This window comes from Sphingomonas sp. IW22 (assembly GCF_041321155.1).
Lineage (GTDB): Bacteria > Pseudomonadota > Alphaproteobacteria > Sphingomonadales > Sphingomonadaceae > Sphingomonas.
On record NZ_JBGGWB010000001.1, the window covers coordinates 1761912 to 1787132 of the forward strand.

20 protein-coding genes and 1 pseudogene are annotated in these 25221 nt (G+C 67.1%); 10 read left to right on the plus strand and 11 right to left on the minus strand.

Annotated features, from left to right (window positions below):
• Positions 1-248: 248 nt before the first annotated feature.
• The 3 genes and pseudogenes from ACAX61_RS19610 to ACAX61_RS08785 form a co-directional block, all read right to left on the minus strand.
• Positions 249-652: pseudogene (locus tag ACAX61_RS19610) on the minus strand (transposase); the annotation flags it as partial.
• Positions 653-710: 58 nt separating this feature from the next.
• A complete protein-coding gene (locus ACAX61_RS08780; protein WP_370714378.1) occupies positions 711-3011 on the minus strand; it encodes a TonB-dependent receptor in 2301 nt (766 codons plus the stop codon).
• A 54-nt stretch (positions 3012-3065) separates the two neighbouring features.
• Entirely contained in the window at positions 3066-3599 is a 534-nt protein-coding gene (locus tag ACAX61_RS08785) for a rhodanese-like domain-containing protein (protein ID WP_370714379.1), read from the minus strand.
• Between the two features lie 75 nt (positions 3600-3674).
• On the opposite strand from ACAX61_RS08785, the gene ACAX61_RS08790 reads away from it, so the two are divergent.
• A complete protein-coding gene (locus ACAX61_RS08790) occupies positions 3675-4433 on the plus strand; it encodes a quinoprotein dehydrogenase-associated SoxYZ-like carrier (RefSeq protein WP_370714380.1) in 759 nt (252 codons plus the stop codon).
• Positions 4430-5374: a quinoprotein relay system zinc metallohydrolase 1 gene (locus ACAX61_RS08795; RefSeq protein ID WP_370714381.1), complete on the plus strand. Its 945-nt coding sequence runs from the start codon at positions 4430-4432 to the stop codon at positions 5372-5374. The genes ACAX61_RS08790 and ACAX61_RS08795 overlap by 4 nt, the downstream gene beginning before the upstream one ends.
• 31 nt (positions 5375-5405) lie before the next feature.
• Here ACAX61_RS08795 and ACAX61_RS08800 read toward each other — a convergent pair whose 3' ends face one another.
• Together ACAX61_RS08800 and ACAX61_RS08805 are read right to left on the minus strand one after the other, a co-directional pair.
• On the minus strand, positions 5406-6821 hold the full coding sequence (locus tag ACAX61_RS08800; protein ID WP_370714382.1) for a porin: 1416 nt from the start codon (positions 6819-6821) through the stop codon (positions 5406-5408).
• Between the two features lie 111 nt (positions 6822-6932).
• Entirely contained in the window at positions 6933-7889 is a 957-nt protein-coding gene (locus tag ACAX61_RS08805) for a PQQ-dependent catabolism-associated beta-propeller protein (protein ID WP_370714383.1), read from the minus strand.
• Between the two features lie 107 nt (positions 7890-7996).
• Here ACAX61_RS08805 and pedF point away from each other — a divergent pair, with 107 nt between their 5' ends.
• From pedF to ACAX61_RS08825, 4 genes are all read left to right on the plus strand, one after another.
• Positions 7997-8434: a cytochrome c-550 PedF gene (pedF, locus tag ACAX61_RS08810; protein WP_370714384.1), complete on the plus strand. Its 438-nt coding sequence runs from the start codon at positions 7997-7999 to the stop codon at positions 8432-8434.
• A 4-nt stretch (positions 8435-8438) separates the two neighbouring features.
• Positions 8439-9290, plus strand: coding sequence for a twin-arginine translocation signal domain-containing protein (locus tag ACAX61_RS08815; protein ID WP_370714385.1), 852 nt, complete (start codon positions 8439-8441; stop codon positions 9288-9290).
• 152 nt (positions 9291-9442) lie between these two features.
• Positions 9443-11149 (plus strand): methanol/ethanol family PQQ-dependent dehydrogenase, encoded by a 1707-nt coding sequence (locus ACAX61_RS08820; RefSeq protein WP_370714956.1) that lies wholly within the window; start codon positions 9443-9445, stop codon positions 11147-11149.
• Positions 11150-11235: 86 nt separating this feature from the next.
• On the plus strand, positions 11236-11892 hold the full coding sequence (locus ACAX61_RS08825) for a response regulator transcription factor (RefSeq protein WP_370714386.1): 657 nt from the start codon (positions 11236-11238) through the stop codon (positions 11890-11892).
• Between the two features lie 6 nt (positions 11893-11898).
• On the opposite strand, the gene ACAX61_RS08830 is transcribed toward ACAX61_RS08825, so the two are convergent.
• From ACAX61_RS08830 to adh, 4 genes are all read right to left on the minus strand, one after another.
• Positions 11899-14109 carry a NahK/ErcS family hybrid sensor histidine kinase/response regulator gene (locus ACAX61_RS08830; protein ID WP_370714387.1) on the minus strand — a complete coding sequence of 737 codons (2211 nt, stop codon included), beginning with the start codon at positions 14107-14109 and terminating at the stop codon, positions 11899-11901.
• Complete coding sequence (locus ACAX61_RS08835; RefSeq protein ID WP_370714388.1) at positions 14109-15269, minus strand: FIST N-terminal domain-containing protein; 1161 nt, start codon at positions 15267-15269, stop codon at positions 14109-14111. The genes ACAX61_RS08830 and ACAX61_RS08835 overlap by 1 nt, the downstream gene beginning before the upstream one ends.
• 62 nt (positions 15270-15331) lie before the next feature.
• Entirely contained in the window at positions 15332-15724 is a 393-nt protein-coding gene (locus ACAX61_RS08840; protein WP_370714389.1) for a DUF779 domain-containing protein, read from the minus strand.
• Positions 15725-15814: 90 nt separating this feature from the next.
• Positions 15815-17335, minus strand: a complete 1521-nt coding sequence (gene adh / locus ACAX61_RS08845) for an aldehyde dehydrogenase (protein WP_370714390.1) — start codon at positions 17333-17335, stop codon at positions 15815-15817.
• A 171-nt stretch (positions 17336-17506) separates the two neighbouring features.
• On the opposite strand from adh, the gene ACAX61_RS08850 reads away from it, so the two are divergent.
• From ACAX61_RS08850 to acs, 4 genes are read left to right on the plus strand one after another with little or no spacing between them, the layout of a single operon-like run.
• Entirely contained in the window at positions 17507-17869 is a 363-nt protein-coding gene (locus ACAX61_RS08850; protein ID WP_370714391.1) for a c-type cytochrome, read from the plus strand.
• A gap of 27 nt (positions 17870-17896) precedes the next feature.
• Positions 17897-18199: an EthD family reductase gene (locus ACAX61_RS08855; RefSeq protein WP_370714392.1), complete on the plus strand. Its 303-nt coding sequence runs from the start codon at positions 17897-17899 to the stop codon at positions 18197-18199.
• A complete protein-coding gene (locus tag ACAX61_RS08860) occupies positions 18196-20253 on the plus strand; it encodes a TonB-dependent receptor (protein ID WP_370714393.1) in 2058 nt (685 codons plus the stop codon). The genes ACAX61_RS08855 and ACAX61_RS08860 overlap by 4 nt, the downstream gene beginning before the upstream one ends.
• A gap of 27 nt (positions 20254-20280) precedes the next feature.
• Positions 20281-22248 (plus strand): acetate--CoA ligase, encoded by a 1968-nt coding sequence (gene acs, locus ACAX61_RS08865; protein WP_370714394.1) that lies wholly within the window; start codon positions 20281-20283, stop codon positions 22246-22248.
• 231 nt (positions 22249-22479) lie between these two features.
• On the opposite strand, the gene ACAX61_RS08870 is transcribed toward acs, so the two are convergent.
• Together ACAX61_RS08870 and ACAX61_RS08875 are read right to left on the minus strand one after the other, a co-directional pair.
• Positions 22480-23715 carry an MFS transporter gene (locus ACAX61_RS08870; RefSeq protein ID WP_370714395.1) on the minus strand — a complete coding sequence of 412 codons (1236 nt, stop codon included), beginning with the start codon at positions 23713-23715 and terminating at the stop codon, positions 22480-22482.
• Positions 23716-23786: 71 nt separating this feature from the next.
• Complete coding sequence (locus ACAX61_RS08875) at positions 23787-25196, minus strand: amidase (protein WP_370714396.1); 1410 nt, start codon at positions 25194-25196, stop codon at positions 23787-23789.
• Positions 25197-25221 lie beyond the last annotated feature (25 nt).

Consider the following 25221-nt stretch of genomic DNA (forward strand, 5'->3'; position numbering starts at 1 on the left):
GAAAGTTCCCGAGGCGGCCTGAATAGCGACTTCTGGGTCTTTATAGCCGAACAGGGACGATGATCCCGGTCGGCAAGTGGAAGCGAGTTCTACACCGGCCAAATCCTGTCCCCGCAACCAAACTTGAATCAATCAAACCGCCTCGGGTCCCTCGCGGCGGTTTTTTTGTGCCTTTTTGACGCCGACACCAGCATCGTCGCCAAGTCGCTTTCCTTCAGCATGAAGCACGCTACCAGGCGGCATTATCACCACGTCGATGATGCCCGGCTACGGGTACTGGGCGCGCAGACCAGCCAAGCGTAAAAACCGCTAAGCCAAACAACGAGCGCTTCGCAAATCCACGACACCGGCCAGATCCGCCGGTATTTCGCGATGAACCCTAACCCCATATCGAGGCCCTAGCGAACTAGGCCGCCGCTTATTTTAGGATGTCGCGATCAGCCTACATCCTAGTCGAATTGCGGCGCAGCCTCTCAATGTCCCGCTGCTCGGGCTTCATCTGACCGTTGCCGGGGAATACCGCCCAAGGCCGGTTTCCGCTTCGCATGCCCATTTCCGTACCACGTTCTCGTGCAAGCTCAGTCGCGCGCGGCTTGGCGGCCCCACTTCACGCCTTGAGCTTGAACTCCTGGCTGAACTTTCTCCGTTGCATTTCCATCCTCCGCTTCCAAGAACTTGGCCGATCGGATCGATAAACGGGTTCAGCCTCGTCAAAAGACGGCGACCAGCGAGGCAAACCAGCGGCGCGGCGCGCCCGGGCCGATGGCGCGCGGGTCGCTTGCGCCCGGTACTTCGATGATTTCAACCTCGTCCACCTCGCTGAACGTGCCGAAGGTGCCATAGCGACGGTCGAAGATGTTTCGCACCTCGCCGACAAGGCGGAGTCCGCCGGCGAGCGCGAATCCGGCGCGTACGTTGGCGATCAGATAGCCGTCGAGCGGTGCCACGTCGTTGCCCTCATCGCCCACCAACCGCTGCCTAGAACGCGCGATCAGGTCGCCGCCCAACGACCAACCACTTGTTGCATAGTCGGCCGACAAGGTGCCGCTGTGTCGCGGGATGCCGGGCAGGCGGTCGCCGGATTCGACCGCGATCGTGCCGTCGTTGGCGGCGGTCGGGTTGGCCGGACTCGACAGGGTCAGAGGGGTGCGGAACGTTGCGTCGATGAACGCATAGCTTGCGGCGATGCGCCAGCCCTTCGCCTCGTAGCGGAGATTCGCCTCGACCCCCTGCCGCCGCGTGCGGCCGATGTTTCGGAAATAGGCGCGGCCCCGAATGTCGGAGGCGACATACTGGATGTCATTGGTGTTGGTTGTGTGGTGGGCTGAGAGCAACCAGTTCAGTGTGCTGCGATGGCCGCTTGCGCCCAGTTCCCAGTGGCGCGAGACGACCTGGTTCAGGGGCGGGTCGGCGACAAAGAAATTGGTGAGCGAGCAAGGCGCGTTTTCGTCCGCGCAGGAAAGCTCGGCCGCGGTCGGCGCGCGGCTCGTTTCTGCATAGCCTGCGCGCACGGTAAGCAGCGGGGATAGCGTCCAGTCGAACTCGATGCCCGGATTCAGGCGTTCGAAGGAATGGCGCCCGTTCAACGCCGTACCAATCTGGTCGATGAGTTCGATCCGCGTACGGTTCCAGCGGACGCCGATTTCCGCCGACAGGCCGGGGGCGATCGGAAGACGGTCGAGGGCGAACACGCCGACGTTGCTGCTGCGCGTGACGAGGCCCACGGGCGCGATCGCGCCATCGGGTTGGACGATCGTCGGGCCAAGCCCATCGACCCCGCGTGTCTCGTCGATCACCCCAAGCTCGGTCGAAGTATCGAAACGGGTCCGCGCCTCGTCATAGCTTGCGCCGAACGCGAGCAGATTGTCGGCCGGGCCGAAGGGCCGCGTATCGACGATCTGGGCAAGGATCCCGCGACTGCGCGTCCGCTCGCGGCCATAGTTTCGCACGCCATAAGCATCGACGCCGCCGAATTCGGTGATCGGATTGCCGGCCGCGTCGGTCAGGACCGACTGCTCCTCTTCCTCGGCATCGTCGCCCCCGACGGTTTCGAGGCAGAGCAGACCTTGTTCGTCGTCATCCTCGCATTCCTCGATATCGGCGGCGTCGCCGTTGAGGTTGCGGCGGAGGAGAAACTGCTCATAGGCCGTTGCCTCGATCCGCGTCTGCGCGCCGAGCCGCAGCCAGGGGTGGACGCTGACCCGCCAATAGCTGCTGCGGGTGTTGTCGGGATGGGTGAAGACGGCATCGCGGCGCGCGGCGTAGAGTTCGACGGGCACGACACCGTTTCCGGTCAGGTTGCTGTCGGCGCCGATCAGCTTGACGTGCAGCCCGCCGGCCGCGCCGCCATAGCCGAAATCGGCATAGCCGTTGTAGAGCGTCGAGGGGCTGAAATCGCGCCAGCCGCCGTCATGGCTTTCCTGCGCGGCAATGAAGGCGCTCCACGGTCCGGACGACACCCCTGCCGCTGCCGATCCTTCGGCATAGCCATACTGCCCGCCCGTGCCGCTCAGCGTCAGGCCCTGCGTGTCGCGCCCGGTCGCCGTCTCGATCACGATCGCCCCGCCGAGCGCGTTGAGGCCATAGACGGGGTTGGCGTCGAGCAATGTGACGCGCCGGATCGCCGCTTCGGGGATCAGGTCGAATTGCACGGTGTCGCCGAAAGGCTGATTGAAGCGCGCGCCGTCGAGGTAGACGGCCAGTCCCTGCGCCAACCCCTGTAGTGGCGAGGCCGAGAAGCCGCGATAGACGAGGTTGGGTTGCCACGGATTGTTGTGCGCATCCTGAAGCGTCACGCCCGCGATCTCGCGAGTCATGGCGGCGAGCAGATCGGGATTGCCCGCGCGGGTGATCGCGGCGGCGTCGACGGTGACAGCATCGTCGGCATCGGCGGTGGTGCCGGGTGCGGTGACGACAACGGGGGCGTCGGTCGATTGCGTTTCCTGGGCATGGGCGGCGTCCGCCATGATGCTGGCGATGGCGGTTGCTGCCAGCAGGGCCGGTAAGCGCATGATTCCTCCCCGATCTTTTGCCGGTGAGCGTGGCAGGCGGGGGGCGCGGTTTCTCTAGACCTTTGGTATAATGGCGGGGCCGTCGGGGCCGCCCGCAGGCTTGGCCGGGGCAAGCGCCCAACCGCGTTCGCGCCAGCCGTCGATCCCGTCGGCGAACCAGCGCACGTCGCGGTATCCGCCCGCGACCAGCCGACGTGCGGCGTTCCAGCTCATCCAGCAGTCGGCGAGGCAGAAGACGATGACGGTCTGGCTTTTGTCGGCAGGCGCGGCGGCCAGCAGCCAGCGAATCGTGCCAGACGGCGCGTCGCCGCGTCCCGCCTCGGGCAGCCAGCGCGCGCCGGGGATCGTTTCATGAACCTCGGCTAGGCGCCATTCGCGGCGGGCGTTGTCCCAATGCCCGCCTTCGGCCGGTGTCACGTCGATCAGGCGCGCCTCGCGGCGCTGAAGCGCACGCACGGTGTCGACGTCGATGCGCGTCACCCCGGCCGGGGCGCTGGGCACGACGCTGCGATACCGCGCAATGCGATAGCCCGCGGCATCGAAATTGCCGCTCTGCGCCACCACCAGCAGCATCAGCGCGCGCCACACTGCCCCGCCTCCTTGTCCGTTGGTCGGATGGTAGGCGGGCGGGGGCGGGGGTAAACCATACCTTGGTAGGAGAGGATGATGCTAGCGATGCTATGGCTGGCGCCGATTGCAATGGCGGCCGCGCTGCCCGCCGACCCGCTTGGCTCGCCTATGTGGGCCGATCATGCGCGCGTGCTGTTCGCGGGCGCGCCGGTCGAGTTCGACCGCCGCGTCGTTGTCGACATGCCGATGCTTGCCGAGAATCAGCGCGTCTTTCCGGTCGCGATCGACGCGAGCGCGCTCGCCGATGTGAAGCGCATCGTCGTCCTGGCCGACCTCAATCCCATTCCCGTCGCGATCGACTTTGCTCCCACCGGCGCGGCACCCGTCGTGTCGGTGCGGATCAAGCTGGACCAGCGGACGCCCGTGCGCGCCGCAGTGCTGACGGGGGACGGGCGCTGGCACGTCAACGGCGCATGGATCGATGCGGCGGGCGGCGGTTGTTCGGCGCCGCCGGTCAGCCGGGTCAAAGGCGATTGGGCAGAGCATCTGGGTGAGGTGCGCGCCCGCGCTGTGCTCGTCGGCATGGAGGCGCGGCTGCGCGTTGCGATTCGGCACCCGATGGACACCGGCCTCGTCGGCAACACGCCGCTCTATCATGTCGAGGAACTGTCGGTTGCGCGCGGTGGAGCGGTGCTCGGGTCGATGAAGCTCTGGGCCGCGGTCGCGGAGGATCCGGCGATCGGACTGATTGTGCCCGCCGGACTGGGCGACATGCTGACGATCCGGGGGCGCGACACCAACGGGCGCGAGATCGACGGCAAGGTCGCGGTGCAGGCGTTGGCCGCGCAATGAGGTTGGCGCGCCGGACGTTGCTCGGCGGGTTTGCCGCGCTGCCGCTGGCGGCGCGGGCGCAGCCGCTCGACTACCGTATCGAGCCGGTGGCGGTCGGCGAGGGGATGTGGATCGTGCGCGGGGCCGATGCGCCGATCGAGCGCGCCAATGGCGGCGCGATCGCCAATCTCGCGATCCTGGCGGGCGACGATGCAGCGATCCTGATCGATTGCGGGCCGTCGCTGCGCTACGGGCGGGCGCTGGATGCGGTGGTCGCGAAGCTGACAGGCAGGCCGGTCGGGCATGTGTTCATAACGCACCTCCACCCCGATCACGGTTTCGCCGCGGGAGCATTCCCCAAGGCCGAGGTGGCGGGGACGTCCGAATTGCGGCGCACGCTCGAATCGACGGCAGCCGGCTATTCGGACGGCATGTACCGCCTGCTCGGCGACTGGATGCGCGGGACCGAGCCGGTGCTGCCCGCCGCCAGCGTGACGGCGGGCGAGCGGGTGGTGGCGGGGCGGCGGCTCGCTTTTTCGCCGATGGCGGGACACAGCCCGGCCGACCTGGTCGTCACCGACCTGACGACGGGGACGGTGATCGCGGGCGACCTGGTCTTTCACGACCGCGCGCCGTCGACGCCCGATGCCGATCTGGCGATGTGGCGAAAGGCGCTGGGGACATTGGCGGCGATGCCGCACAAGGGGCTGCTGCCGGGGCATGGGCCGTTCGATCCGGGCGGGCAGGTGTCGATCGTGCAGACGCTCGACTGGATCGACTGGCTGGAAGCGAGCCTTCGCGCCTCGGTCGCGTCCGGCCTCGACATGGTGGCGGCGGGCGCGGTCGCGATCCCGGCGCGGTTTGTGGGGTTGAAGGCGGCGCGCTACGAGCTCCAGCGCTCGGTCTCGCACTTCTACCCGCGGCTTGAGGCCGAAATCTTCCCCCGCGCCGACGCAAGTTGAAACGGGCGGCGTCGCCGCCGCCCCTTTCCCTTCAGAAGAACAGGATCGCGCCCAGCGCCAGCGCATTGCTGGTCGCGCGGTTGTTGTTCTGCGCCTCGGCCCGCGTGCGCGTGTATTCGCCGAGCAGCGTGACCCAGCTCGTCAGGCCGTAGCGGACCTGACCAACCCAGCTGGAATTGCTGTCGAGAAGCACCGGGTTCACCTCGCCATCGGCAAGGTCGAGATAGCTCGCGCCATAGCTTGCCCCCAGCGTCACCTTGCCGATCGCATAGGTGCCCTGGACGTAGAAGCCGTTGCTGTCGCGCTTGCGCCCCAGCGCGTCGGTCGAGAGGATGAACAGCCCCGTCGTCCCGACGCCCGTGCCCATGTAATAATAGCCGAGCAGGCTGGCGGGTCCGGCGGTCAGCTTTGCGCCCACGTCGAACGCGCGGCCGGTATAGCTCGGCGAGCCGCCGATCCCGTCATGGTTCTGGATGATGCCCGATGCCCAGACATGCGCCCCGAACCCGCCGCCGGCATAGTCGTAGACGATCTTGCCCTGGAAACCCGGCGTGTCGTTATATTCGGTCTCCCCGATCGTCGTCAGCGGCTGGAACACGCCCGCCGAGAACTGAAGCCCGCCGAATTTGGGGCTGGTATAGGTGATCTGCGGCTGGAAGTCGGTGTAGATGTAGCCGATGCCGATCCGCCCCAGCGTCGTATTCGACGGCGCGACGTTGCCCGCCGGGGTGCCGCTGGCGAGGAGGGTGATGTCGTTGAGGATCGCTTCCGACGCGAACAGGCCGATGTCGCGGCCGATCTTGATCTCCCCGAACCCGGCCTTGCCGAAGGTGAGGTAGGTCTGGCGGTAATCGATGCCCGAGGTCGAGAGCGCGGTGGGGCTGCCCGCCGAATTGGCGCCGCCGACGCCCGTCACGCTGTTGATGCCCGGATACATGCCGAAATGTGCGCCGACGTCCCAACCGCCCTGGTTGGCGGTCACATCGACCTTGAAGAAGCCGGGAAGCAGGCCGTTGCGGATCGACGAGCTGTTGCCGCCGACCGTTGCAAGCCCGCCGACGACGGTGCTGTCCGGCCCGCCCCCGTCGCCATTGTCGTGGACGTAGAAGCCGTTGACCGAGCCTGAGAATTTGAGTTGCACCCCGCCCATTTCGAACCCGACGCCGCTTTCGGTCATCCGCACCGCGCGCTTGTCGTCGAGCGCCTGTGCGGCGGCCTGCTGCGGCGAGGCGGGGGTGCCGGTGGTGACGGTGGCGTTGCTCGCCGGCGCGGGCGCCGCCGCTTCCCGCGCTATCAGGGCGTCATACTCCTCGTCGGAGAGGATGCCCTTTTCCTTCAGCTTTTGAAGCAGGTCGCGGGTGGCCGTCTGGGCCGAGGCGGGGGTTGCAAATCCCGTCAGGCACACGGCAAGCATGGTGGCCGAAAGCCACCGCGCGGTGGATCGCATCGGTTTTCCCTCCCCTGTCTGGCTGCCGCTGCGGCAGCTCGGTCCGGGGAGGGTGCCGGGGGGCGAAGAACCCCGATATTGCACTTTGGGCGACCCGCCGCCGCCCCGCGATCAGGGGGCGACGACCACGCCCCAGGGTGCGTCACCCGTTGGAATCTGCGCGATTTCCCTCGCCTTGGCGATGTCGATCACCGACAGTGTGTCGGAAAGGCCGTTGGCGGCATAGGCGCGCGCACCATCGCGACTGATACCAAGGTGCCAGACGCGCTGGCCGACGGGCACATAGTGCGTCACCGCGCGGCTCGCGGTATCGACGATCGCCACCATGTTGGCGCGGCCGAGCGCGACCAGCGCCTTGCGGCCGTCGGGGGTGAAGCGGACGCCGACGGGCAGCACCTTGTCCGATATGACGCCCGGCGGCTTGAACGCGATGCTGTGCGCGACGTTGCGCGTCGCCACGTCGATGATCTGGAGCGTGCCGCCGATCTCCGACGTGACCCACAGCTCGCGCCCGTCGGCGGTGAATTCGGCATGGCGGGGGCGCTGATCGACCTCAGTCTCGGCGGCCATCCTGGCCGTAGCGATCTCGATCCAGTGCACCTTGTTATCGGTTTCGGAGGTTGCGACGACCCATTTGCCGTCAGGGCTGGTCGCCATCCCCTCTGGCTCGACCCCCACGTCGACCTGAAACGCGACGCGGCGGCCGGCAATGTCGATCGCGGTGACGGCGGCGTCATCCTCGTTGGCGGCGAACAGCGTCTTGCCGTCGATCGAGAGCGCGAACTGTTCGGGATCCTCGCCCGATGGGAGGTCGTGAAGCACCTTGCCCGTCGCGCGGTCGATCACCTGCACCGCATGGTCGTTCGACGCGCAGACATACAGGTGCTTGCCGTCGCGGCTCATCGTCAGGCCGCGCGGGCGCGCGCCGACGGGCCAGGTCGCGACGGGCTTCATCGTCGCCACATCGATGACGGTGATGGAATTGCCGCGCTCGTTCGAGACGTAGATCGTCTCGGCAAGCGCGGGGGCGGGCACCGCGATTAGGGCGGCGAGGATGAGGCTGCGCATGAGTGAAGACTAACGCGCCGCGCGCTGCCACGCGAACATACCAAAGTACAATGTCAGGCCGCCATGCTGCGCAGCACACTCACGCCGAAAGCCCCGATGGGAGAGGCATGATGATAAGGCGTTATGGGCGGGCCGCGACGATTGCGGCGGCGCTCCTGTTCACTACCACCTTTTCGCTCAAGGTCACCGCACACGACAATGTGACGCCGCAGCCGGTCGATACGTCGAAGCTGGCTGATATCGGCGAGGAATGGCGGACGGTGAACCCCTATCGCGGCAATCCCGACGCCATCAAGATCGGCGAATCGGCCTATGGCGGCAACTGCGCGCGCTGCCACGGGCTTGAGGCGATCAGCGGCGGCATAGCCCCCGACCTTCGCTATCTCGAGGTCGGCGAGGCGGGGGACGAGTGGTTCATCAGTCGCTATCGCCACGGCGCCTCGCGCGACGGAAAGGTGTTCATGCCACCCTTTGGCGACGTCATTGGGCAGAAGGCGGGCTGGGCTATCCGCTCGTGGCTCGACACCAAGCATCAGGAGTCCTGAAGCCATGATCTCGCGTCGCGGCTTCGTACGCGGCGCGGCGGCGGCGGTTGTCGGCGTCGCCACCGCGCCCCTGGTGGCAGCGCCGCTGGCCAAGATCCGCGCGCTGGGCGTCATGCGGATCGCTGTCTATCGCGACTTCGCGCCCTGGGCGGCGGAGCGCGAAGGCAAGCTGGTCGGAATCGACGTCGATCTGGGCAAGCTTATCGCGTCGAAGCTGGGCGTGCGGGGAGAGGCGATCCAGTATATCGCCGACGAATCGGTCGATGACGACCTGCGCAACATGGTCTGGCGTGGGTCGCTTCTGGGGCAGGCGCCGGGCGATGTGATGATGCACGTGCCCTATGATCGCGTGCTCGGCCAGCGCAACGACCGCGCGGTCCTGGTTGCGCCCTATTACCGCGAAAGTTTTGCGATGGTCTGCAACCGCGCGACCACCGACTGCGAGGTGCCGCCACCGCAGCTGAAGGGCAAGAAGCTGGTCGCCGAACTCGACAGCATTCCCGACTTCTATCTGTCGGGGTCGTTCGGCGGGGTGTTGCGTCCCAGCGTCACGAACAGATTGTCGGGCGAGGCGGCGGTCGCCGCAGTCGCGGCTGGCGAGGCCGATGCAGCGGTCGCGACCCGCGCGCAGGTCGAGGCGGGGATCAAGGCGGCTGGCGATCGCCTGAACCTTCGCAAGGGGCCGCTGCCGGCGATGACCAGCCCCGGCTGGAATGTCGGCATGGCGGTGAGGGACGACAGCCGCGACCTGGGCGACGAGATCGAGCGGGTCATGGAGGGGCTTGCGAAGTCGGGCGAACTTGCCGGCGTTTTCGCCGCGCACGGCGTCGAGTATCGGCCGCCGCTCCTCACCTGACATTCGCATCCTTCCAAGGTCCAATTGTAGGGCCACCGGCCCGGCGTAGCATCCAAACAGGAAAGCAAAACTGGAGGGGAAGAGGCATGAAGAGGTTCACGAGCGCGGTTTCGTGCGCAGCACTGGTGCTGGCGGCGACGGCAGGAACAGCGATGGCGCGCGAAGATGTGAAACCTGCAGCGCCCGCAGCACTTGCGGCGGCGGCGGCTGGGCCGACCGACGCCGACATCCTCAATGACGAGCAAACGCCCGGCGACGTCCTCACCTATGGCATGGGCCTTCGCGGGCAGCGTTTCAGCCCGCTGACCAAGCTGACCGCTTCGAACGTGTCGAAGCTGGTCCCCGCCTTCTCCGCGTCGCTGGGCGGCGAGAAGCAGCGCGGGCAGGAAGCGCAGCCCATCGTCTATGACGGCATGATCTATGTCACCGGCTCCTACTCGCGCCTTTTCGCGTTCGACGCGCGCACGGGCGAGGAGAAGTGGCAGTATGACGCACGCCTGCCCGACGGCATCATGCCGTGCTGCGACGTCGTCAATCGCGGCGCCGCCATCTATGGCGACAAGATCATTTTCGGCACACTCGACGCGCATCTGGTCGCGCTCAACCGGATGACGGGGAAGGTCATCTGGAACAAGAAGCTCGCCGATTACCAGGCGGGCTACAGCTTCACCGCCGCGCCGATGATCGTGAACGGCAAGGTGATCTATGGCAATTCGGGCGGCGAGTTCGGCGTCGTCGGCAAGGTCGAGGCACGCGACGTCAACACGGGCGAGCTCATCTGGTCCCGCCCGACGATCGAGGGCCATATGGGCGAGCTGGGTGGCAAGCCTTCGACCATGACGGGCAAGCTCAACGCGACCTGGCAAGGCAATCAGTGGGAGAATGGCGGCGGCGCCACCTGGCTTGGCGGCACCTATGATCCCGATACCAAGCTCATCTACATGGGCACCGGCAACCCGGCGCCGTGGAACAGTCACCTGCGCCCCGGCAACAACCTGTACACGTCCTCGACGCTGGCGCTCGATCCGGAGACCGGCGAAATCAAATGGTATTACCAGACGACGCCGCATGACGGCTGGGATTTCGACGGGGTGAACGAGTTCATCTCGTTCGATGCGGGCGGCAGGAAACTGGGCGCCAAGGCCGATCGGAACGGTTATTTCTTCGTGCTCGACCGCACCAACGGCAAGTTCGTGTCGGCGAAACCCTTTGTATCGAAGACGACTTGGGCGACGGGCTTCACCAAGGACGGCAAGCCGATCTACGTCGACGCGAACCGCCCCGGCCCGCCGACGACCGAAAAGGGGACGACGGTGTTCGCCGCGCCCAGCTTCCTCGGCGGCAAGAACTGGATGCCGATGGCGTACAGCCAGCAGACGGGCCTATTCTACATCCCCGCTAACGAATGGGGGATGGACATCTGGAACGAGCCGATCGCCTATAAGAAGGGCGCCGCCTATCTTGGCGCAGGCTTCACGATCAAGCCGCTTTACGAGGATCACATCGGCGTCCTGCGCGCGATGGACCCGATGACGGGGAAGATCGTCTGGGAATACAAGAACAAGGCGCCGCTGTGGGGCGGGGTGCTGACGACGGCGGGTAACCTTGTCTTCACTGGCACGCCCGAGGGCTTCCTCAAAGCGTTCGATGCCAAGACCGGCAAGGAATTGTGGAAGTTCAACACCGGGTCGGGTGTCGTCGGGTCGCCCGTCACCTGGGAGCAGGACGGCGAGCAATATGTCGCGGTGATGTCGGGCTGGGGCGGTGCGGTGCCGCTCTGGGGCGGCGAGGTCGCCAAGTCGGTCGGCCACATCAACCAGGGCGGCTCGCTCTGGGTGTTCAAGCTGCCCAAGGCATGATCGGGCTGGGGGGAAGCGTCGGCTCCCTCCCTTCCCGCGGGGCGTGTCACCCGATACGATCGGCGGGATTAAGGGAGGGGGAAGCCGTGGACCGCGTGCTCATCGCCGACGATCACCCGCTGGTCCGCGACGGGCTGCGCGCGGTGATCTCCCTTGCGTTCGAGGGGTGCGAATTGTTCGAGGCGGCGACGCTGGACGAGGCGCTGGGCGTATTGGGCGAGGGGGCCGAGTTCGACCTTGTGCTGCTCGACCTCAACATGCCCGGCGCCACCGGTTTCGACGGACTTGACCGCATGGTGACGCAGTTTCCCGCAACGCCCGTCGTCGTCGTGTCGGGGTCGCATACCGCGGCTCTGGTGCGCGGCGCGCTTGCCCACGGGGCGGCGGGGTTCGTGCCGAAGTCGCTCCGCCGTTCGGCGATTGCGGAGGCGCTCCGCGCGGTGCTCGACGGCGAGGTCTATGTCCCCGCCGACATCGCCGAGGAGATCACGACCGAAGATGCTGCCGAAGCGAGCATTCGCCGCCGCATCGACCTGCTCACCCCGCAGCAGCGCATCGTCTTTGGCCTGATGGTCGCGGGTCGGCTGAACAAGCAGATCGCCTATGAGCTCGACGTGTCGATGACGACGGTAAAGGCACATGTGTCGGCGGTGCTGGCGAAGCTTGAAGTCTTCAACCGGACACAGGCGGTGATCCTGGCGAACCGGGTAGGCTTCCCGCCGGTGATCCCGACGCGGAAGTGATCGGCGCTAGCGCACGATCGCGCTGAGGAGTGCCCGCAGCTGCGCGGGCTTCACCGGCTTGTTGAGCCAGTGGAAGCCCTCGCCGCGCAACCGGTCCTTGAGTTCGGCGGTCCGGTCGGCGGTGACGATGATCGTGGGGATGCCAAGGCCCAGTGCGCGCACGACCGCGTCACCGGTGTCGCCGGCATCGAGGTGATAGTCCGCGACGATCGCGTCGATCCCGCCGTGCCCCGCCGCCGCGACCGCTGCCTCGCGGTCGGCGACGCAGATCGCGTGGCAGCCCCAGCCGGTCAGGATCACATTCATTCCCGACAGGATCGCTTCCTCGTTGTCGAGGACGAGGACGGTGCGCCCGGCCAGGCCCCCGCGCATCACCGCGGGCGTTGTCGCGGTATCGACCGCCTGCGCGCGGCCGAGCGGCACCGTGACCGAAAACGTGGCGCCGCCCCCCGGCTGGGATTCGAGGCCGATCGGGTGGCCGAGCATCCTTCCCGCACGCTCCACGATTGCGAGGCCGAGGCCAATGCCCTTCACCGGCCGGTCGCGGTCGAGGCGGCGGAACTCGGCGAAGATCTCCCGGTGATGCGCGGGCTCGATACCGGGGCCGGTATCAATCACCTCGATCCGCAGCACGCTCGCGGCGCCGCGGCAGCGGACGGTGACGCCGCCGGTGTCGGTATAGCGCAGCGCGTTCGAGATGAAGTTCTGGACGATGCGCCGCAGCAGCCGCGGGTCCGACCGGATCCAGGCGTCGCAGCTGTCGTCGAAGGTCAGCGCGAGCCCGCGCTCGCGCGCCAGCGGCGTGAATTCGGCGCGCAGGTGGCGCATCGTTTCCGCCAACGGGAAGTCGATGATGTTGGGCCGCACGGCGCCGGCATCGAGCTTCGAGATTTCCAGTAGCGATTCGAGCAGGTCCTCCACCGAATCGAGCGCGGAGTCGATCTGGCGGACGAGCCCGGCATTGGCGGTCGCAAGCCGCCGTTCGCCAAGTGCCGACACGAACAGCCGTGCGGCGTTGAGCGGCTGGAGCAGGTCGTGGCTGGCGGCGGCGAGGAAGCGGGTCTTGGACCGGTTCGCTTCCTCCGCCGTCTGCATCGCCTCACGCATGGCTTCTTCGGCGGCGATGCGTTCGCGTACCTGCGCGGTAAGCTGTTCGTTGACCGCCGCGATATCGGCGGTGCGTTCGGCGACGCGGGCCTCCAAGGCCTCTGCGGCGCGCAGGCGTTCGGTGATGTCCTCGAAGCTCATGACCATGCCGCCGTCGGGCATGGCCGATCGGCGTACCTCGATCGAGCGGCCGCTGGCGTGGCGGCGCGCGGTCACGATCTCGCCCGCCGACAGCCAGCTCAAGGGCTCGCCATCCTCCAAGGGGCCGTTGAGCTCGGCGCAAGTAGCGACCAGCCCGTCATGCGAGGCGATGCGCGGGATGCCGTCGACGGGCAGGCCGATGACCGCGAGCAGCGAGCGGTTCCACGCGATCAGCCGGCGATCGGCATCGTACACGCAGACGCCGAGGCGGATATTGTCGAGCGTCGCCTGGAGCAGCACCGACTTCTGCGCCAGTTCGCGTGCGCGCTCGCGCGCGTCCGACGCCTTGATCTCGGTAATGTCGTTATAGATACCGACGATGCCGCCTTCGCTGGTGCGCAGTTCGTTGACCTGGATCCATCGGCCGTCGGCGAGCGCGTGGACATGACTGCCACTCGCCACCGAATGCTGTGCCAGCCGCTCGGACAGCCAGCGATCGGGCGAAACCATCGCCCCCAGCGCCGCGCGGTCGTCGCCGATCAGCCGCGCGATCTCGTCGAAGCGCATGCCGGGAAGGATGCGGTCGGCGATCCGCGGCCAGAAGTCCAGATAGGTGCGGTTGCACAGCACCAGCCGATCCTCGGCATCGAAGATCGCAAACCCCTCGCTCATGCTCTCGATCGCGTCGGCAAGGCGCGCGCGCGCCTCGGTCGCCTCGTCGCGGGCGAGGGTGAGGGCGGCATTGCTGGCGGCGAGCGCGCCAAGCGCCTGTTCGAGGTCGCGGGTGCGTGCCTGCACCTTTGATTCGAGGGTGATCGCGGTTTCGAACAGGGAGAAGGCATTGCCCTGAAGGTCGGTCGATCGCTCGACCCGGTCCATCAGCACGCCGTTGATCCGGCGAAGCTTGGCGTTCTCGGCGCGCAGCGCCTCGATCTCCAAATCGGCGGGGGAGGGCGCGCGGCGTGCCATCACTGCCCGATCACAAGGCCCGAAAAGGTCTGGTTGACGTGGAGCGCGTGAAATTGCTCGCCATAGGTGTTGAAGCCAACAACCCGGTGCTCCGTCATCAGCTTCGACACGTCGCGCAGGAGCTGGCGCTGTTCGATCTCGATGCGGTTGAGCACGCAGTTGAAGCCGAGGATGCGGTCGATTTCGCCGACCGATTCCTCCAGCTCGTCAAGGAGCGCGCCCATGCTGCCGACGATGTCGGCCGCCTCGCCCAAGGTCAGTACCAGGCCCTCGTCGATCGCGCAGTAGAAGGTGAGGCTGCCATCGGCATTTGCCGACTGGATCGAGCGGACATAATGCTCGCCGCCAGCACGCACCATCGGCGGGCGCGAGGCGAAGATGGCGGGTCCGAGTTCCTCGGCGCGGACGCCGACAAGACGCGCATATTCGGCGACCGCGGGCTCGGCATTGATCTCGCTGACGATGCGCGCGGCGGTGTCTGCGCCGGTGATGACCATCTTGGTGTCGCCCGGCGCATAGGGCTGCGAACGAAAGACGCGCATCGGCCGCGGGCTCGACAGGATGGCGACGAGGGCGGCGTCACGGTGAAAGCCGCGATTGTCGAGCACGAAGGTTTCGCGAAAGGCGAAGCCGTCGCCCGACGAGCCGCCGATCAGCGGGATCGCGCCGAGCGCATCCTGGACATTGACGGTCAGCATTTCCTCGCTGTGCGAGAGCCCGTCGACGAGGAATATGGCGGCGCGGTGCAATGGCTCGCCGAGGCGCCGGGCATCGGCGCCCGCTTCCGCAACGAGCGCGCGGACGCGCTCCTGCGCCTCGCCCGCCTCGATCCGGTCGAGCGCATCGAAGCGGATCGAGGAGAGCGCGAAGTCGCTGCGCGGGAAGCCGATGGCGACGAGCGCGCCGTCGCTGAACCCCTCCTCGGTGATCTCGCTCGACGAGGTGCAGCCGATCAACGTCAGCCCCTCGCACCGGGGGACGAGCGCGGCCTCCAGCGCTTCGATCGGGTAGCGGCTGGAGGCGAAGAGGATAATGCCGGCGAGGCTTGGCGCGTCAAGTTCGGCGAACAGCGCGCGGACCGCCAGTTCGGGGTCGGGATCGCGCGAATGCGCGGTGCGGGTGATGGCGGCGGGGCGGACGCGGGGCGCAGGCTCGGGCATCGCCTCCAGCATGACAGGTCGCGGGCGGCGCGCAAGCCTTGCGCGGGGCTGGCGAAGCATCGTCAGTCGCCGCCGCGCGGCGGCGGGCAGGCCGCATCAAGCGCATCGACCTCTTCGTCCGAGAAAACGCGGCTGCGGACGATGAAGCGGCGGCCCGTTGGCCCTTCCAGCGAAAAGCCTGCGCCGCGACCGGGGACGACGTCGATCGTCACCTGCGTATGGCGCCAATATTCGAACTGGGCCGCGCCGATCCAGACCGGCACGTCGCCCGCGACATGGCCAAGCAATATGTCCTGCCCGCCGACGCGGAACTCGCCCGCGGGATAGCACATCGGCGCCGACCCGTCGCAGCAACCGCCCGACTGGTGGAACATCAGCGGCCCGTGCCGCTCGCGCAGCTCGTTGATGACCGCCACGGCGGCGTCGGTGCTCAGGATGCGCGGTGGGGGAAGCATGGCATGGCTTTCAGACGAGGCAGGCCGGGCGACGCGGGTGCATCGCCCGGCCCGACCGGACCGGCGGGAGAGTAGTGACAGCCGGCCCTGTCAGAAGAAGCCCAGCGCCTTGGGGCTGTAGCTGACGAGCAGGTTCTTGGTCTGCTGATAATGATCGAGCATCATCTTGTGCGTCTCACGGCCGATGCCCGACTGCTTGTACCCGCCGAACGCAGCGTGCGCGGGATAGAGGTGGTAGCAGTTGGTCCAGACGCGCCCCGCCTGGATCGCGCGGCCGAAGCGATAGGCGCGCGTCCCGTCCCGCGACCAGACGCCGGCACCCAGGCCATAGAGCGTGTCGTTGGCGATCGACAGCGCCTCCTCCTCGTCCTTGAACTTCGTTACCGCGACAACGGGGCCAAAGATCTCTTCCTGGAACACGCGCATCTTGTTGTGCCCCTCGAGGATCGTCGGTTTGACGTAATAGCCCTCCGACAGCTCGCCATCGAGGCTGGCCCGCTCGCCGCCGGTCAGCACCCTGGCACCCTCGCCGCAGCCGATGTCGATATAGGAGAGGATCTTTTCGAGCTGGTCGTTCGATGCCTGCGCGCCGATCATCGTCGCGGCATCGAGCGGCGAGCCCATCTTGATCGCCTCGACCCGCTTGATCGCGCGTTCCATGAAGCGGTCATAGATCGATTCATGGACCAGCGCGCGGCTGGGGCAGGTGCAGACCTCCCCCTGGTTGAGGGCGAACATCGCGAAGCCCTCCATCACCTTGTCGGCGAAGTCGTCATCTTCGGCGAGGGTGTCGGCGAAGAAGATGTTGGGGCTCTTGCCGCCCAGTTCGAGCGTCACCGGGATCAGGTTTTCGGTCGCGTATTGCATGATGAGGCGGCCGGTCGTGGTTTCGCCGGTGAAGGCGATCTTGGCGATCCGCTTGTTCTGGGCCAGCGGTTTGCCCGCCTCGATCCCAAAGCCGTTGACGATATTGACCACGCCCTCTGGGATAAGGTCGCCGATCAGGTCCATCAGCGCCATGATCGACATCGGCGTCTGTTCGGCCGGCTTCAGCACGATGCAGTTGCCCGCCGCCATCGCCGGGGCGAGCTTCCACACCGCCATCAGCAGCGGGAAGTTCCAGGGGATGATCTGACCGACGACACCCAGCGGTTCGTGAAAATGATAGGCGATGGTGTCGTGGTCGATCTCGGCGATCGAGCCTTCCTGCGCGCGCAGGCAGCCGGCAAAATAGCGGAAATGATCGATCGCCAGCGGCAGGTCGGCGGCGGTCGTCTCGCGGATCGGCTTTCCGTTGTCGATCGTCTCGGCAAGCGCCAGACGGTCGAGATGCGCCTCCATCCGGTCGGCGATCTTGAGGAGCACGCGGGCGCGGTCGGCGGGGCTGGTGCGGCCCCATTTCTCCTTGGCCTCGTGCGCAGCGTCGAGTGCGAGCTCGATATCCTCGGCCGTGCCGCGCGCGACCTGGCAAACGGTGCGGCCGGTGATGGGGGAGGGGTTGTCGAAATACTCACCGCGGACGGGGGCGACCCACCGGCCGCCGATATAGTTGTCGTAGCGCGGGCGGAGCGCGACGTCGCCCTTCAGCTGTTCGAGTGATTGGCTCAACATGATGGCTTCCTCCTGGCGATGGCGCGCCCGCTATCGTCGCGGGGCCGAATCCGATCTTCACGGACTATCCGCCTGCCCCCGCGGCGCCGCCATTGTACCAACGGGCAATTGTGACCGGGCGCCGCGGAGCCGTAGCTCGGCCCAGTCAAAAGCGGGTTCTGGAGAGGGTGTATGCGTCGGTTTGCAGCCATTTGGATCTTCGGCCTCGGCCTTGCCGCGCCGGCCGCCGCGCAGCAGACCGACCCCGGAAAAGCTGCCTTCGCGCCATGCGCGGGCTGCCATGCCGTGACGGCGGGGACCAATCGTGTCGGCCCCACGCTCTACAAGGTGGCAGGCCGCAAGATCGCGAGCGTAGCCGGCTACACCTATTCCGACGCGATGAAAGCCAGGAAGGGGACCTGGACGCCGGCGGCGCTCGACGCCTATCTGGCAAATCCCCGCGGCAATTTGCCGGGCACGAAAATGAGCTTTCCGGGCGTCAAGGATCCCGCCCGCCGTGCCGCGCTGATCAACTATCTGAACACGCTCAAATAAGCGTCCGAAAAAAAAGGGGGGGTCGACATGGGCGTACTGGTCGTGAGCTATCCGGCGGAGCCCGGAAACCGTTTCGATCCGGATTATTATCTGACGACCCACCTGCCGCTGGTCGAGCAGCACTGGGGTGGCAAGGGCATGACCGGCGCCCGGCCGCTGATCGGCGGCGCGGGGCCGGCGGGCCGGCTTGCGGCGATGGTGCTGATCGACTTCGCGCCCGGTACCGCGATCGACGCGCTGCTCGGTGATCTAGCGAGCGCGCCGGTATTTGCCGACGTCGCCAACTTCACCGACATCGCCCCCGTCGCGCACATCTTCCCCGACGCATGATCGACCTGTTGTACGCGGGGCCGATCGCCCTTGCGCTTGCGGGCCCGCCGCAAAAGGATGGGCCGCCGCAAGCACCCGAAATTATCGTGACCGGGCGGGGCCTTTCGCTTCCCTCGACCGCGAGCGCTGCCGGGACCGTGATCGATCGCGCGCGGGCGACGAATAGTGCGAGCGGGCGGCTGGAAGATGTGCTCGCCGACGTCGCGGGCCTCCAGTCGTTTCGCCGCGCGGATTCGCGCAGCGCCAATCCGACCGCACAGGGCATCACGCTGCGCGGCCTTGGCGGCAATGCGGCGAGCCGCGCGCTCCTCATCCTCGACGGCGTGCCCCAGGCCGACCCGTTCGGCGGATGGATCGCGTTTCCAGGTTTCGCCACCGACCGGATCGGCGCGGTGCACGTGCGGCGCGGCGGCGGCAGCGGGCGTTGGGGATCGGGTGCCGTCGGCGGCGTGATCGAGGTCGACAGCGCGACGCCCGACCAGCTTTCCCCCTTCGCCGCTGAGGCGCTGTACGGCGAGCGCGACAGCGTCGATGCCCGCGCAAGCGCGACGCTCACGCAGGGGCCGGGTTTCGCGACGCTGTCGGCAGGCTATGCGCGCGGCGACGGTTTCGCCCCGATCGTCGAGGAAAGCCGCGGCCCCGTCGACCGGGCCGCGCCCCATGAGCAGTTCAACGCCGCCCTGCGGGCGGTGGTGCGCGTCGCCCCCGACATCGAGCTGCAATCGACGGTCCAGGGCTTTACCGACCGCCGCGACCGTGGGCTGGACTTCACCCGGATCAAGAGCGACGGGGCCGATGCCAGCGTCCGGCTGGTGGGCGGCGGCGACTGGCGCTTCTCGGTGCTCGGCTATGTCCAGACGCGCCGCTTCGCCAGCCGGTTCGCCAGCGTGAACACTGCGCGGACGGTGGTGACGCCGACGCTTGACCAATACAATACGCCCGGCACGGGGATCGGCGGGCGCGTCGAGATCATCCCGCCCCTGGGGCCGAACGTCGATCTCGCCATCGGTGCCGACATCCGCACGCTGAGCGGACGGACGCAGGAGCTTTATACCTATGTCAACAACCTGCCGACGCGGCGGCGTCAGGCAGGGGGCGAGACGCGGACGATGGGCGCGTTCGCCAGCCTGTCCGCGCGGCTGGGGCCCGTCCGACTGGAGGGCGAGGGGCGGATCGACGACTGGCGGATCGGCAACGGCACTCTGTTCGAAGCCGCGCTGACCGGCGCAACGCTGACCGATACGCGCTACGCTGACCGTTCGGGCAGCGAGGCGACGGGGCGTGTCGGCATTGCATGGCAGCTGGCCGGGCCCGTGACGCTGCGCGCCTCCGCCTATCGCGCCTGGCGCCTGCCGACCCTGAACGAGCTCTATCGCCCCTTCCGCGCGGGGGCAGACGCGACCGCGGCCAACGCCAATCTGCGCCCCGAGACGCTGGAGGGGTATGAGGGCGGGATCGACGTTGCGCTCGGCAGGCGCGTGACGATCGGCGCGACGGTGTTCCGGAACATCCTGTTCGACGCGATCGCCAACGTGACCGTGGCGAGGGGGCCGGGGGCCTTTCCGGGCGTCGGCTTCGTCTCGGCGGCGGGATTTTATCGCCAGCGCGACAATCTGGATGCGATCCGCTCGACCGGGGTCGAGGTCGACGGACGGCTGAGTATGGGCCAGGTCCATGCCCAGTTATCCTATGCCTATGTCGACGCCGCGGTCGATGGCGGCACGCTGGCGCCCGCCCTGAACGGCCGCGCACCCGCGCAGGTGCCCGACCATCAGGGATCGGCGACGCTCGGCTGGGCGAAGGGTGCCTGGGGGGCGAGCACGACATTGCGATATCTCGCCAGCCAGTTCGAGGACGACCAGAATGCCCGCGTGCTGGGCGACGCTTTCACCGTCGATGCGGTGGTGTCGGCGCCGGTGGCGCGCGGGCTGTCGCTGGTGGCGCGCGGCGAGAACCTGTTCGACGCCCGGATCGAGACGGGCTTTAGCAACGCCGCGCTGGAGCGCGCGCGACCGCGGCAATTGTGGATCGGGCTGCGGCTTGGCGGACGCTGAGTGCGGATTTTCGAGGAGGGAATGACGATGGCGACTGCATCCAAAGACGACCTTCCCGACCGCGCCCTTTACCCCGTGCCGTCGGACTGGGCCGCGCGCGCGCATGTCGATGCTGCCGGGTATGAGCGACTGTACCGCGAAAGCATGGATGCGCCGGATGCGTTCTGGCTGGAGCAGGCCAAGCGGCTCGACTGGGTGAAGGCGCCCAGCGTGGCGGGCAACTGCTCGTTCGACGAGGGCGATTTCGGCATCAAATGGTTTGAGGACGGCGTCCTCAATGTCTCGGTCAACTGCATCGACCGGCATCTGGAAAGCCGCGGCGATCAGACCGCGATCCTGTGGGAGCCCGACAGCCCGGATGGCGCGGTGCGGCGGTTCACGTACCGGGAGCTTTATGCCGAGGTCTGCCGCTTCGCCAACGTGCTCAAGGCACAGGGCGTGACCAAGGGCGACCGCGTCACGGTCTACCTCCCGATGATCCCCGAGGCGGCATTCGCCGTGCTGGCGTGCGCGCGGATCGGGGCGATCCATTCGGTCGTCTTCGGCGGCTTCTCGCCCGAGGCACTGGCGGGGCGCATTCAGGATTGCGATTCGAAGATCGTGGTGACCGCCGACGAGGGCTGTCGCGGCGGACGGCGCGTGCCGCTGAAGGCCAATGTCGACGAAGCGGCGAAGCGGGCGCCGAGCCTTGAGACCGTGCTCGTCATCAAGGCGACCGGCGGCGAGGTTTCGATGACCGAGGGCCGCGACCTCTGGTTCGACGAGGCGGCGGCGGGCGTCGATGCCGATTGCCCGGCCGAACCGATGAACGCCGAGGATCCGCTGTTCATCCTCTACACCAGCGGATCGACCGGCAAGCCCAAGGGCGTGCTGCACACGACAGGCGGCTATCTGCTCTGGTCAAGCCTGACGCATCACTGGTGCTTCGACTATAAACCGGGCCAGGTTTGGTGGTGCGGTGCGGACATCGGCTGGGTCACGGGGCATAGCTATATCGTCTATGGCCCGCTCGCCAACGGCGCGACGACCCTGATGCACGAGGGGGTGCCGAACTGGCCCGACGCCAGCCGCATCTGGCAGATCGTCGACAAGCACCGGGTGGACACACTCTACACCTCGCCGACGGCGCTGCGCTCGCTGATGAAGGACGGTGCCGGGCCGGTGAAGGCGACCAGCCGGAAATCGCTGAAGCTGCTCGCCAGCGTCGGCGAGCCAATCAATCCGGAGGCGTGGCGCTGGTACCATGAGGTGGCGGGCGAAGGCCGCTGCCCCATTGTCGACACCTGGTGGCAGACCGAGACCGGCGGTGTGCTGATCGCGCCATTACCGGGTGCGACCGACCTCAAGCCCGGATCGGCGACGAAGCCGCTGCCGGGCGTCGCACCGCAACTGGTCGATGCCGATGGGCGGGTGCTGGAGGGCGCAGCCGACGGCAACCTTGTCCTTACACGGTCATGGCCGGGGCAGATGCGAACCGTGTGGGGCGACCATCACCGTTTCTTCCAGACCTATTTCAGCACGTACAAAGGCAAGTATTTCACCGGCGACGGATGCCGCCGCGACGAGGACGGTTACTACTGGATCACGGGCCGCGTCGACGATGTCATCAACGTGTCGGGCCACCGCATGGGCACCGCCGAGGTCGAAAGCGCGCTGGTCGCCCACCCCAAGGTCGCGGAGGCTGCCGTGGTCGGGATGCCGCACGAGGTGAAGGGCCAGGGCATCTATGCCTATGTCACGCTGAACGCGGGCGAGAAGGCGTCGGACGGCCTGCGCGACGAATTGTGCAAATGGGTCCGCAAGGAAATCGGGCCGATCGCGACGCCCGATGCGCTGCAATTCGCCCCCGGCCTGCCCAAGACGCGCAGCGGTAAGATCATGCGGCGCATCCTTCGCAAAATTGCTGAGGGCGACGTGTCGTCGCTGGGCGATACATCGACGCTGGCCGATCCGGCGGTTGTCGACGATCTCATCGAGAACCGTGTGACGGCCTGACCCGCGCGCTGGCAGAGACAGCACCTTAAGCGGGGCAAAGCGGATCTTCAGGTGCTACCGCTGGCGGTCGCCAAGTACTGTAGACGCATATTCGCCTATCTCAAAATTAATCGGGCGATCGCCACCTGCTACAAGCAACGCGCCAACAGCTGCTCCGGCATGTTCTACATGCCACCGCCAGATACTGGCTTATTCCCGACCAGGCCACTGGCCAAAACGCTTTTTGAGATTTTAGACCGCGATCGGACTGACTGCACGCGCGGGAAGCGTTTCGCGCTGGCTTAGCCAGATCAGCGCAGCAAGGGTAAAGGCGATCGCTGCGGATGCCATGGCCACGGTCAATCCGTATTGGTCGGCCAGGAAGCCGGTGACCAGCGGCGCGAAAAAGCTGATGATCCGCCCCCAGTTGAAGATGGACGCCGCCGTCGAGCGCAGATGCGGCGGATAGAGTTCGGCCAGCCAAGGCCCCCAGATCACGCTGGAGCACAGCGCCGCGCCATAGATCAGGCCGACCATCCGGAACAGCAGCAGATTGCCGGGCATCAGCAAATAGACGATGATTGCCGCCGATGCGATCAGGAAGCCGATGGCGTTGAAGCGCCGCCCGAACCGGTCCGCCGCCCAGCCCCAGGCAAAGCCGCCAGCGATGTTGCCCGCGAACTGCCAAGCCACCATTTCGCCCGCTACCGCCGCCGACAAGCCCCGACTTTCGGTAAGATAAGTGGTCAGCCAGCCGCTATAAGCCTGATAGCCAAAGAAGTTCAGGCCGGTCATCGCCGCCAGCAACAGCGTCTGGCGCCGCACGCTGGGGTGAAACAGCTCGCGCACCGGCAGCCGTTCGGCGCGGACATGATGGCGATCGACGCTGGACCCGGGCGGGATCAACGCCAGCACCGCACCCGCCAACAGCAATGGCGGCACGCCGCCCAGCCACAGCAGCAAATGCCAGTCATGGCCCCCCAGGCGCCCGAGCGCGAGGCCCAGCGCGACGATCGAAAAGCTGAAACAGGCGTTGAGGGTGCCAGCAACGCGGCCGCGCAAATGTCCTTCGAACAGATTCACGTAAATGCTGACGCCAACGGGGAACACGCCGCCCATGAACAGCCCCAGCACGAAACGCTGGGCCAGCAGTTGCGGATAATCGGCCACCAGCAATCCGGCCAGCAGCGAAAGGCCATATCCCAGGATGATCGTGGTCAGCATGATCCGCCGCCCGAACCGGTCGGCAAGCTGGCCGATCAGTATCGCGCCGATCAGCGCCCCGGCCCCTTGCGCCGAATAGGTGGACCCTGCCTCCACCAGCGACAGGCCGAGCGAGGCGCGCTGGAACGGGCGGAGCACATCAACGGTGTTCCACGCCCAGCCATAGAAGAATTCGCTGAGCATCAGCGCAGCGAAGATCAACAGCCGCCGCCTGAGGGTCATAACCGGTATGTCGGCGCCGCCGATGCCGTTATCGCTTTTCATACCCCGCCGCTCCCTTCGCGCGCCGTTAGATTGCATTCGAATGCGAAAGTAAAGGGGCGGGCGAAGCGAGGTTACTTCGGTTCCAAGGTTGGGACAGGGCGTGGCCCCAGACGCGCTTCGAGGGCGGTGCCCAGCGCGAACAGCGTTGCCTCGTCATGTGCCCGGCCCAACAGTTCCGCCGACAGCGGCAGACCGTTTCCGGCGCGCCCGGTCGGCACCACCAGCGCAGGCCAGCCGGTGCATGCCGCCAATTCGGGTGCCCAGCCGCCCTTGGGATTGTCGAGCGAATCCGGCAGCACGCCTGATGGCGGATAGAGCAGGGCGTCGAACCCGCGCGCCGTCATCATCGTATCAAGCGTGTCGCGCAGGCGTGCATGGCGTGCCCGAATCGCCGTCCGTACCGCCGGGTCGCGGGGCAAAGCGCGCGCGCGCAAGTCAGCATCATAGTCGCGCAGGAACCGGCCGCTTGCGATCAGTTCGTTCAGCGAGGCCGGCACGCTGCCCGGCTCGAAATTGTCGCGGAGATAGGTGTCGAAAGCGGGACCGAATTCTTCATCCACGATATGCGCGCCCGCCGGGATCAGCGCATCGGGGAGGGCAGGGAAATCTTCGAGTGTCGCCCCTGCATCGCGCAGCGTGGCGATCGCATCTTCGATACCGCGGACGATATCGGGATGCGTGCCGAACAACTGGCGCACGACGCCGACGCGCATGCCTGCCATCGTCGGCGGTGTTGCGCGCGCGGGGCGAAGGGGCGCCAGGATATCAAACAGCAGCGCTGCATCGGCGACCAGTCGGGTAATTACGCCAACGGTGTCGGTCGACGGTGCGAGCGGCGCCACCCCCTGCGTCGAGATGGCCCCCCAGGTCGGGCGCAGACCTACCAGCCCCGTATAGGCGGCAGGGACGCGGATTGAGCCGCCGGTGTCGGTGCCGATTCCGGCCAGTGCAAAGCCCGCAGCGACCGCGACCGCGGTCCCGCCGCTGGACCCACCCGACGTTACCGTCGGCGTAAAAGGGTTCAGCGTGTCACCGCCCAATGAGCTTCGCGATCGGATTTCGAAGGAGAACTCGGACAGGTTGGTCTTGCCCACCGGAACCGCGCCGGCGTTGAGCAGCGCATCGACCACGGGTGCGTTCCGAGGAGGCATTGCACCGGCCAGCGCGGCACAGCCCGATGTCGTGGCCATGCCGTACAGATCGATGTTGTCCTTGATCGCGATCGGTACGCCGTGGAGCGGGGTCAACGGCGCGCCGCCTTGGCGGGCAAGGTCGCGCGCGCGGGCCATGTCGATCAGGTCGGGCGTGATCCGCAACATCGCGCGGAGGGCCGGGCCGGCGCGATCCTGTGTGTCGATCCGCGACAGGCACGTCCGCACCATGGTCTCGGCGCTGATTGTCCCGGCCCGGATCGCCGCCAGGAACGCGTCGATCCCGCCGTCCGCTGCCCAGTCCATCGGTCCACCTGTTCGTGCGGTCATGAAAAGAAGGGGCGGCGGACGCGAT

What these genes read in the sequence shown, in the direction of transcription:
- ACAX61_RS08780 (WP_370714378.1), bottom strand. Translation starts at nt 3,011, where the DNA reads ATGCGCTTACCGGCCCTGCTGGCAGCAACCGCCATCGCCAGCATCATG.
- ACAX61_RS08790 (WP_370714380.1), top strand. Translation starts at nt 3,675, where the DNA reads ATGATGCTAGCGATGCTATGGCTGGCGCCGATTGCAATGGCGGCCGCG.
- ACAX61_RS08795 (WP_370714381.1), top strand. Translation starts at nt 4,430, where the DNA reads ATGAGGTTGGCGCGCCGGACGTTGCTCGGCGGGTTTGCCGCGCTGCCG.
- ACAX61_RS08800 (WP_370714382.1), bottom strand. Translation starts at nt 6,821, where the DNA reads ATGCGATCCACCGCGCGGTGGCTTTCGGCCACCATGCTTGCCGTGTGC.
- ACAX61_RS08805 (WP_370714383.1), bottom strand. Translation starts at nt 7,889, where the DNA reads ATGCGCAGCCTCATCCTCGCCGCCCTAATCGCGGTGCCCGCCCCCGCG.
- pedF (WP_370714384.1), top strand. Translation starts at nt 7,997, where the DNA reads ATGATGATAAGGCGTTATGGGCGGGCCGCGACGATTGCGGCGGCGCTC.
- ACAX61_RS08815 (WP_370714385.1), top strand. Translation starts at nt 8,439, where the DNA reads ATGATCTCGCGTCGCGGCTTCGTACGCGGCGCGGCGGCGGCGGTTGTC.
- ACAX61_RS08820 (WP_370714956.1), top strand. Translation starts at nt 9,443, where the DNA reads ATGGCGCGCGAAGATGTGAAACCTGCAGCGCCCGCAGCACTTGCGGCG.
- ACAX61_RS08830 (WP_370714387.1), bottom strand. Translation starts at nt 14,109, where the DNA reads ATGGCACGCCGCGCGCCCTCCCCCGCCGATTTGGAGATCGAGGCGCTG.
- ACAX61_RS08835 (WP_370714388.1), bottom strand. Translation starts at nt 15,269, where the DNA reads ATGCCCGAGCCTGCGCCCCGCGTCCGCCCCGCCGCCATCACCCGCACC.
- ACAX61_RS08840 (WP_370714389.1), bottom strand. Translation starts at nt 15,724, where the DNA reads ATGCTTCCCCCACCGCGCATCCTGAGCACCGACGCCGCCGTGGCGGTC.
- adh (WP_370714390.1), bottom strand. Translation starts at nt 17,335, where the DNA reads ATGTTGAGCCAATCACTCGAACAGCTGAAGGGCGACGTCGCGCTCCGC.
- ACAX61_RS08850 (WP_370714391.1), top strand. Translation starts at nt 17,507, where the DNA reads ATGCGTCGGTTTGCAGCCATTTGGATCTTCGGCCTCGGCCTTGCCGCG.
- ACAX61_RS08855 (WP_370714392.1), top strand. Translation starts at nt 17,897, where the DNA reads ATGGGCGTACTGGTCGTGAGCTATCCGGCGGAGCCCGGAAACCGTTTC.
- ACAX61_RS08860 (WP_370714393.1), top strand. Translation starts at nt 18,196, where the DNA reads ATGATCGACCTGTTGTACGCGGGGCCGATCGCCCTTGCGCTTGCGGGC.
- acs (WP_370714394.1), top strand. Translation starts at nt 20,281, where the DNA reads ATGGCGACTGCATCCAAAGACGACCTTCCCGACCGCGCCCTTTACCCC.
- ACAX61_RS08870 (WP_370714395.1), bottom strand. Translation starts at nt 23,715, where the DNA reads ATGAAAAGCGATAACGGCATCGGCGGCGCCGACATACCGGTTATGACC.
- ACAX61_RS08875 (WP_370714396.1), bottom strand. Translation starts at nt 25,196, where the DNA reads ATGACCGCACGAACAGGTGGACCGATGGACTGGGCAGCGGACGGCGGG.